We start from the raw sequence: 8,665 nt of genomic DNA, 5'->3' as shown, positions 1-8,665 counted from the left end.
TGTTGCCGGGAGGCCGTCTCCCGGCGGTCCCCGTTCGATGTGGGGGGAGCTCGCTTCCCCCCACGGCCCCCCAAGAGCGCCTGTGCCATGGCCGGGCGGATCCCGGAGGGCGCCAGTGCCATGGCCGGGCGGATCCCCGAGGGCGCCAGTGCCATGGCCAAGCGGATCCCGCCGCCGCCACGGCCCCCAAGAGCGCCCGTGCCATCGTGCCGGGGGCGACGCGGTCTGGCAGGCACACGCTCCCCCACGGCCCCCAACGGTGCCGGTGCCATGGTCGGGGCTATTTGGCGGATCCATCGGACAATCCCTGGCCCTGGTCACGTGCCGGCCCTTGTCCCTGGGTCACGTGCCGGCGAGACAGCCTCGCACCTGGGACGGCACCGCGCCACCGGCGGCGAAGTCATGGGGGGTCCCCCGCCATGCGCCGGGAAGACCGGTGTACGACCTGGCGTCGCCTTCGCCCTCGAACGCCTGCCACTGGGGGGACCGAAGACCCTTGCTGGAGTACGGCGCGACCGCCGCAATACGGGCGCTCCCGTCGGGGGCACGCTCCACCAGCCATCTGGCCTGGAGCGATCTGTCGTCGACCTGCCACGCCTTCACGTACCACCAGCGCCGCCCGCCGCCCGGCTCCCTGAAGTAGCGCATCTCGACCACCTTGAACTCGCCGGCGATGCCCATCTCCTTGCGGATGACGTCGAGGGGCTGCCGCCGGGTCGCCGTCCCAGCCGCGGGGGTGGTCCAACCGCGGACGCATGTTGACGTCGCGGCGCCGCCGGCCGAGCCGGGTTGGGCCACGTCGGGGCCGAGCGGCGCGCTCGAGGCCGGCGCCCGGGGGGAGTCCGTCCCGGCTGGCGGGAGCACCGAGCCGGTCCGGTCCGCGCCGGCGAAGCGGAACGCGGCGGCGCCCAGCCCGACCCCGACCGTCACCAGCGCCAGGAGCCAGAGCAGCGGCACGAGCACCCGGCGGGCCTGTCCGCGGGGGCGTCTGGCCGCCGGTGACCGGGCGGGCGCCACGGATCCCGGGCCGCGGGCGGGCGCCGCGGGTCGCCGGCCGGGGGCGGACGCCCGAGAGGTGGGCGCCGCGGGTCCCGGGCCGCGGGCGAGGGCCTCAGGGGCGGGCGCTGGCGGGCGCAGAGCACGGGCGGGCGGCGGACGCGTGCCGCGGGACACCCCCGGCCAGGGCGCCGGGTCCGCCTCCTGCTGCGGCCCGGGCCGTCGGCCCGGCCGGGTGACGATGGTGTCGTCGGCCGACGGCCCGGGGGGATCGGCGCCCGCCCCGAGGGGGAGGGTGAGAGGCCGCGGGGCGGGCGTGGCCGCGGCGTCGGCCGCCCCGGGCTCGCCCTCCGGCAGCGACGCGGTGGGTGCGGTACCCGGCTGTGTCCGCAGCCGGGCCTGCAGCGTGGTCCTGGCTGCCCGGACCAGCTCGGTGCAGGTCGCGAAGCGGTCGTCCGGCGACTTGGCCATCCCCTTGGCAAAGACGGCGTCGAGCGCGGGCGGGAGGTCCTGGCAGGTCGCCCCAACCGGTGGCGGGGGGTCCTGCAGGTGGGCATAGACGACCGCCACGTCCGTTTCCCGCTCGAACGGCGCCCCGCCGGTCAGGCAGTGGAACAGCACGCAGGCCAGGGCGTACAGATCGGCCCGCCCGTCGAGCGGCCTGCCCTCGATCTGCTCGGGGGCGACGTACGGGATCGTGCCGACGAACTGGCCGGTCTGGGTGAGGTCCTGTTGGGACTCGAAGTGCTTGATGAGCCCGAAGTCGCAGAGGTAGCAGTGCTCGGAAGACCCCGGGCCCCAGCCCTGGGCGATGAGGATGTTGGCCGGCTTGACGTCGCGGTGGACGAGTCCCCGCCGGTGGGCGGCGTCCAGGGCACCCGCCACCTGGAACGTGATCGCGATGGCGCGCTCGGGGTCGATCCGTCCCTCCTGCTCGAGGAGGGCGCTCAGGTCCGGGCCCTCGACGTAGCGCATGGAGATGTACAGCAGGTCCTCGGCCTCGCCCGCGTCGTAGATCGGGACGATGTTCGGGTGCTCCATGCTGGCGGCCGTCTGCGACTCGCGGATGAACCGGCGCCGAAAGCCTTCGCTCTTGGCCAGCTCGGGCGCGAGGATCTTGAGCGCGACCTTCCGGCCCAAGCCGAGATGCTCGGCCCTGTAGACGACGCCCATCCCGCCTCGGCCGAGCAGCGCCTCGATGCGGTGGCCGACGAGGTTGGTGCCGATGCGCGGGTCCGTGGTCACACCCACTCTTGTATCACGGCGTCCGGGACGCGGGAACACGCTTTCGTCGCTTTCTCGTCACCCGAGATGCGGCTGCGGCTGGCCGTCACAGCAGCTCGGGCTCGGGCGGATTCATGGATGAAGGTGGGCTTGCTCACCCTCGGCAGGCGTAGCAGTCACAGCAGCTCCGGCTCATCCTCGGCAGGCGCAGGCAGTCACAGCAGCTCCGGCTCGGCAGGTCCGTGGAGGATGGACCAGGCCGGCGGCGCGTAGAGTCGCGTTCCTCGTGACCGAGAGCAGCGCAAGTGCACCGCCGGAGCGTCCCGGCTCCGCCACCCTGTTCGCCCGGTGCCTCCGCGGCCTGGAATGGGTGGTCGCTGCCGAGCTTCGCGGGCGGCTCGGCGCGGAGGTCGTGGCGACGGGCCACCGGGAGGTGCACTTCCGGCTGCCGGGCACGCCCACCGCAGCGCTCGGCCTGCGCACCGCCGACGACGTGTTCCTCCACGTGGGGTCGGTCTCCGGGCTCGACCACACCCGGGCCAGCCTTGAGCGGCTCGGCGACGCCGCCAGCGGGCTCGACGTCCGCGGCACCGCGGAACGGGTCCGCGCGATGCGCGGCAGCGCCGGATCCCCCACCGGGGAGGTCACCGCCAGCGCCGGATCCCCTACCGGGGAGGTCACCGCCGGCACCGGATCCCCCACCCTGGAGGTCACCGCCAGCTTCCTCGGGCGCCGCAACTACAACCGCTACGACATCGAGGACGCGGTGGGCCGGCCGATCGCCCGGCGCCTGGGTGCGGCGTACCTGTCCAGGCGGGCCGGAAGGGTGGAGGCGGCGTTGTCGTGGCGCGTGCACCTGGCCGGCGACCGCGCCCTGATCGGCCTACGACTGGCCGCCAGGCCGCTGCACCGGCGCGCCTACAAGGAGCTGTCGCGTGCAGGGACGCTGCACCCGCCGCTGGCCGCCGCGCTGGCCCTGGTCACCGGCCTGCGGCCGGGCCAGCTCCTGCTCGACCCGTTCTGCGGTGCCGGCACCATGCCGATCGAGGCCGCCGCGCTGCAGCCCGCTCTGGCCGGCGTCGGCACCGACATCTCGGAGCCGGCCGTCCGTGCCGCCCGCGGCAACGCCCGGGCGGCACGGGCTCGACTGCGCCTGCTCGTCGCGGACGCGGGTGCGCTGCCGCTCGCCGGCCGTGTTGTCGACCGGGTGGCGAGCAACCCGCCGTGGCAGCGGCAGGTGGCGGTCGAGGGGACGGCCGCAAGGGACGAGCGGCGCGCCTGGCGGGAGCTGGCCCGGGTCGCCGCGCCCGGGGCGCGGATGGTCGTGCTCGTCGACGACGCCGGGACGCACGAGCGCCTGGTCCACGACGCCGGCCTGGTCGCCCGCGTGCTCGGGCAGGTCAGCCTGTCCGGACGCCACCCCAGCATCGTCCTGGTCCAGCACGCCCAGGACGAGCGCACCGCGCTGTTCGACCCCAAGGGCCTGTACGGCCGCGAGCTGGCCGCCGCCTTCGCCGGCACGAGCCACGAGAGCGGCGCCTGACCGCCAGCGGCCCTGCCGCTGCCCCGATTGAGGTGGTGCTGCGTGACCAGGCAATGATGCAGCAGGAACTCCCAGAGTGGCTGCTCGGCTCGCAGAGGCGAAGGCAGGTTGGAACGCAGGCCAGATGTCGACCAGGGGGCGCTGCACGCGCTGCTGCGACGCGTCCTTGGTGCCGGGCGGACGGTGGCTCGAACGCCAGCGGGCGTTGCCGCCCAGGTGTACCGGGTCGAAGCGGCGGGACGCGTGCTGTACGTGCGGATCGCCGAGGAGGACGACGAAGACCTCTCCGTCGACATGTCACTTCTGGAGCGCCTTCGAGTCCTGGGCCTGCTGGTGCCTGAGGTGGTGCACGTGGAGCCGTTCGACCAGGCCCTGGGCCGCTCGGTGCTGATCATGGGCGAGATCGCCGGCGAGCCCCTGGCGCACTGTCGGGACCAGCGTGCCGCACGCCGTGTCGCCCGTGCCGCCGGCCGCGAGCTCGCGGTGCTCAACGGCGTGGGCGTACAGGGCTTCGGCTGGGTGCGGCGCCAGGCTCCGGGCTGGCCACTTCGCGGAAGGTCGAGCACCTATGCGGGCTTTGTGACGTCCTACCTCCCCGACCCCTGGCCGGGGCCGCTGGCGGCGCTGTTCACCGTCGCGGAGCTGGACCGGCTCTGGGCGCTGGTGGACAGCGAGCGCCGCCGGGACCTGGCGTGCGCCACATTGGCGCACGGCGACTACGACACCACGCAGATCTTCCAGCTCGACGGGTATTACACCGGGCTGATCGACTTCGGCGAGATCCGCGGGACCGAGCCGCTGTTCGACGTCGGGCACTTCTCCCTGTGGGATCACGAGAGCACGCCGGTGCCGCTGCTGCATGACCTGCTCGCCGGCTACGGCGAGATCGCTGCGCTCCCGGCAGGGCACGACGAGCTGGTTCGTCGCTCGGCGACGCTGCTGGGGCTGCGGCAGCTGGCCAGGTGGCTGCGGCCGCCTCGAAGCCTGGAGCGCGATCATCCCGCGGTCACCGGCCGGGTGGCTCGTCTTCGCCAGCTTCTCGGCATCCCGGGCATCGGCTCGTAGACCCGACACTGAGGTCGATGCGTGCAAGAGACGGTCGTCGTGAAGAGCAGGGGCAAAGTGGAAGACGGCCTTTCTCAGCGAAGTTGACGAACCGCAGACGGTCTTCCCTCAGGCCGGCCGCTCCTCTGGCTTGGCACGTCCGAGGTGACCATGTAGCCTCTAAACTCGCCTTGCATAACCATTTCCCGCGTGGAACCCTTACTTGAGGCGTTCGCTGACCTGTGAGAAGGGCGCTGTGCTACTGGGGTTCACCGTTGTGAACGTGCTCTCGCTACGCGACGAGCAGACGCTCTCCCTGGTCTCCGAGGGCCTGGATGACAGCCCAGCACGGCCAACCGGGGTCATGATCGACGGTCGACCTGTGCGGGCGCTGCCGGTGGTGGGCATCTACGGGGCCAACGCGTCGGGGAAGTCGAACGTGCTGGGTGCGCTGCGGCAGATGCGTGCGGCGGTCCTGGACTCGCATGCCGAATGGACCCGCATCGACGGGGTGCCACGCACCCCGTTCGCGCTGGAGCCTGAGGGGGCGAAGGCGCCATCGTGGTTCGAGGTCGACCTTGTGATCGGCAAGACCCGCTGGGTGTACGGCTTCGAGCTCGGCGACACCCATGTCGAGGCAGAATGGCTGCACGTCTACCCGCGCGGCCGGCGGCAGGTCTGGTTCGACCGCGACGCCGACGCTGCCGAGCCTTTCCGCTTCCCTGGTGACCACCTGAAGGGGGAGCGGGCGATGCTGGCCAGGCTGACCCGGCCCGACGCCCTGTTTCTCTCGACCGCGGCGGCGTACAACCACCCGCAGCTCTCGGTGCTGCACCGCTGGTTCCACGGCAACCTGTGGCTGGTCACCCCTGAAAGCGACCGAGCGGAGCGGGAGCGGTCACCTCGAGGCGGCTGCTCACCGAGGACCGCACGCGGATCCTGGACTTGCTGCGCATCGCCGATCTCGGCGTCGACGAGGTCGAGATCGTCAGGCAGGATCCCGACCCGCCCCGGGTCCGTCTCGTCCGCACGAGCACCGGTCGGCGGATCCCGTTCGACTTCGACAGTGAGTCGTACGGCACACGCAACTGGTTCGCGCTGCTCGGGCCCCTGTTGCTCGCTCTGAAGGACGGGGCGGTGCTGCTCGTCGACGAGCTGGACGCGAGCCTGCATCCCGCGCTGGTCGCCGAGTTCATCCGCCTTTTCCAGGATCCCGCGGCCAACCCGAACAACGCTCAGCTCATCTTCACCTCTCACGACACCACGCCGCTCGGCGCTGCGACCGGCGACCGACCGCTCGGCCGTGAGCAGGTCTGGCTGACCGAGAGGCGCGCCGACGGCGCAACCGAGCTCTACCCGCTCACCGACGCCCACCCCCGCAAGGATGAGAACCTGGAGCGCGGCTACCGCGCCGGCCGCTACGGCGGTGTCCCCCAGGTCGGCCCTGGCCAGATCGTTCGCGCCGTCCGCCACCTCCACGATCTGGACACCCACGCTGGAGCGAGCGGGTGAGCCCTCGGCGGGCGGAGCGCGACCGGCCGCTGCGACGCCCGCCAGGTCCGGATCGCAGGCGGCGCGTCTTGCACCTGTTCGTCGAGGGCGAGGTGACCGAGGCGAGCTACGCCGACCGGATCAACGAGCACTTCGGCCAGCAACGGCGGTTCCACCTGAAGGTGCACGAGCGCAGGACCGGCGGCAAGCCGCCTGAGCTGGTCGACGCGGCGATCCGGCTGCGCACCGAAGAGCTGCCACAGGCCGCAGACCGTCGTGACCCGGGCTTGGAGCCGGAGGTCTGGTGCCTGTTCGACCGCGACGAGCACGGTGAGGTCGACGCCGCCGTCGCTGAGGCGACCAGGCACGGGATCCGGGTCGCGTTCTCCCACCCCTGCTTCGAGCTGTGGTTGCTGCTGCACTTCCAGCTGTTCGCCACGCCGCTCAGCGACCGCTGCGGGGACCTCACGCGCAAGCTTCGCCAGCACGCCGGGTTCCAGCGCTACGACAAGCGTGCCGTCAACTACCGCGCCGGCGTGGTCATCGCCTCGGTGATGCTGTGGCTGACCAGCTGACCCGCCGCTACGATGCGCCGGATGTTGTTTGGTGTCGGTGGTGACGCGGAGGTGTGACGGTGCCAAGAGCCCCGTTCCAGATTCTCGTGCTGCCGTTTCGGCGAACCGTACCAGGCGAGTTCGAAGTTGCGGTCCTGCAACGGGCCGACGACGCCAACTGGCAGGGTGTGGCCGGCGGCGGGCAGGTCGGCGAGTCGGTCGTCCAAGCCGCGCGACGCGAGGCGCTGGAGGAGGCGGGCGTCCCAGCGACCGCGCCGCTGTATGCGCTCAAGACCCATGACACCGTGCCGGTGTCCAGTTTTGCGGCCAAGGACCAGTGGCCGCCCGGCACCTATGTCATCCCACAGCATTGCTTCGCCTGTGACCTGACCGGCATCGACATCGCGCTGTCCCATGAGCACACCGCCGTCCGCTGGGCCAGCCTCGACCAGGCGTATGCCCTGCTGCGCTACGACAGCAACAAGAACGCCCTGTGGGAGCTTGCGGAACGGCTGCGACGAGACGATCTTCCCCAGCCGTGCGGCGACGCCTGACCACAGTCGATTGGGCACCCGCCGCAGCGCTGGCTGTCGTGGTCGTCTTGAGCCCGCCGCAGCCTGCTGGTCCCACGATCTCAAGACATCTGGCTCCGTACCGGAAGGGACTCACGCACCCCCGGGTCCGTCAGACACGACCTAATGCATCTGCATGGTGCAGCGTCATATGGGCGGGTTCTTCCCCTCGCGCCCTCCGGCAGGTAGTGTCTCGCTTGTCAGCTCACATGGCTGTCAAGGGAGTGGTGCATGGACCACCCTGCAACCGCACCACCTCGCGGGTTTACTCCGCAGGATCTTGAACGCCTGCCGCGCGAGCAGCGCCTCCAACTTGGCTGCATGTTGGTCACCGAATGGGGGCTGCAGGTCCTGGAGGTGGATCGCCGGGCCGATTACGACGACCTGGTCGTCCAGGTGGAGCCGTTGCTTCGCGCTCGACGCGCTCGGGTCCGCTTGGCCTATCGCACTCCCTGCCGTGATGACCTTGCAGTCTTGGCCGAGCTTGCCAGGAATGATGGACTTGCGGATTTCCTGCTCATCGCGATGAGCGAGGAGGACGGCAGCAACCGGCCTGATGGAAATCACTACATTCCGGCTCGTACTTTCATAGAGCTGCTAGAGGGCTCGGCGCTCGTGCGATGGGCTGGAGGTGTTCCAGAGGCTTCAAGGCGAGAATTTGCATGGCTTCAAGCACACCAAGCAAGGATGCTGACAGCAGACACGGTCGGTCTGCGCTGGCTGCCGGCACTGGCGCTCAACAAGGTCCCGTGGCCGCTGCGTGGACTTGGCGGAACCGCCGACGACTTGTTCGAGCGGATCTTCTTCCGTGTGATGACAGGGCGGTTGCGGCAGGGCCCCGGCAAAGTCGAGATTTGTCCAGTTCGTACCACGGACGCGCTGGCCCCGGTCTCAGGTAGCAGGCAGCTCGCGTGTGGCGTCGCGAGAGCGCCAGGAGACCAACTCGGACATTTCGCTACTTTGCCGGGGCCCTGGGGGCCGGCCGTCGGTCGATACCTGAAGGCGGCTATTCGCCCTGTCTGACTTGCGCGATCAGCCCGGCAAGCTTCTCAGCCGTTCCGTTCACATCGTATTTTGCCGCGTTCTGACGGCAGCGATGTGCCACCTCCGCTCGAAACCGCGGTTGCTCTATCAACCTGCCCAGCCCCGTGGCGATCTGAGAATGGTCCATCACCATGGCTCCGCTGTGAATCTCGGGATAGGCTACCGTGTTGGGGACCACGCAGGCGGCGCCAGCGTAG

8 protein-coding genes and 1 pseudogene are annotated in these 8,665 nt (G+C 71.0%); 7 read left to right on the top strand and 2 right to left on the bottom strand.

The features are described 5' to 3' along the window. Window positions 1-342: 342 nt before the first annotated feature. Window positions 343-2,241 carry a protein kinase gene (locus tag VG276_06845; GenBank protein HEV8649119.1) on the bottom strand — a complete coding sequence of 633 codons (1,899 nt, stop codon included), beginning with the start codon at window positions 2,239-2,241 and terminating at the stop codon, window positions 343-345. 265 nt (window positions 2,242-2,506) lie between these two features. Between VG276_06845 and VG276_06840 the strand changes: the two genes are divergently transcribed. The 7 genes and pseudogenes from VG276_06840 (at window position 2,507) to VG276_06810 (ending at window position 8,447) form a co-directional block, all read left to right on the top strand. After that, window positions 2,507-3,763 carry a methyltransferase domain-containing protein gene (locus tag VG276_06840; protein ID HEV8649118.1) on the top strand — a complete coding sequence of 419 codons (1,257 nt, stop codon included), beginning with the start codon at window positions 2,507-2,509 and terminating at the stop codon, window positions 3,761-3,763. 108 nt (window positions 3,764-3,871) lie between these two features. Continuing rightward, window positions 3,872-4,828, top strand: coding sequence for a phosphotransferase (locus tag VG276_06835; protein HEV8649117.1), 957 nt, complete (start codon window positions 3,872-3,874; stop codon window positions 4,826-4,828). 343 nt (window positions 4,829-5,171) lie between these two features. Beyond that, window positions 5,172-5,480: pseudogene (locus VG276_06830) on the top strand (AAA family ATPase). Window positions 5,481-5,752: 272 nt separating this feature from the next. Then, window positions 5,753-6,319 (top strand): AAA family ATPase, encoded by a 567-nt coding sequence (locus tag VG276_06825; GenBank protein HEV8649116.1) that lies wholly within the window; start codon window positions 5,753-5,755, stop codon window positions 6,317-6,319. Beyond that, window positions 6,316-6,873 (top strand): RloB family protein, encoded by a 558-nt coding sequence (locus VG276_06820; protein ID HEV8649115.1) that lies wholly within the window; start codon window positions 6,316-6,318, stop codon window positions 6,871-6,873. The genes VG276_06825 and VG276_06820 overlap by 4 nt, the downstream gene beginning before the upstream one ends. A gap of 59 nt (window positions 6,874-6,932) precedes the next feature. Then, a complete protein-coding gene (locus tag VG276_06815; GenBank protein HEV8649114.1) occupies window positions 6,933-7,406 on the top strand; it encodes an NUDIX domain-containing protein in 474 nt (157 codons plus the stop codon). Window positions 7,407-7,655: 249 nt separating this feature from the next. Then, window positions 7,656-8,447, top strand: a complete 792-nt coding sequence (locus tag VG276_06810) for a hypothetical protein (protein HEV8649113.1) — start codon at window positions 7,656-7,658, stop codon at window positions 8,445-8,447. On the opposite strand, the gene VG276_06805 is transcribed toward VG276_06810, so the two are convergent. Beyond that, the coding region (locus VG276_06805; GenBank protein ID HEV8649112.1) for a hypothetical protein at window positions 8,431-8,665 on the bottom strand (235 nt) is incomplete at its 5' end. The two genes, VG276_06810 and VG276_06805, sit on opposite strands and share 17 nt — an antisense overlap.

The sequence above is a fragment of the Actinomycetes bacterium genome, assembly GCA_036000965.1.
Classification (GTDB): domain Bacteria; phylum Actinomycetota; class CALGFH01; order CALGFH01; family CALGFH01; genus DASYUT01.
Note: the sequence above shows the minus strand (reverse complement) of the source record. Positions and strands in the feature narration are given on the sequence as shown.

Excerpts from the sequence above, each read along its gene's own strand:
- VG276_06810 (HEV8649113.1), top strand. The coding sequence starts at position 7,656 with ATGGACCACCCTGCAACCGCACCACCTCGCGGGTTTACTCCGCAGGAT.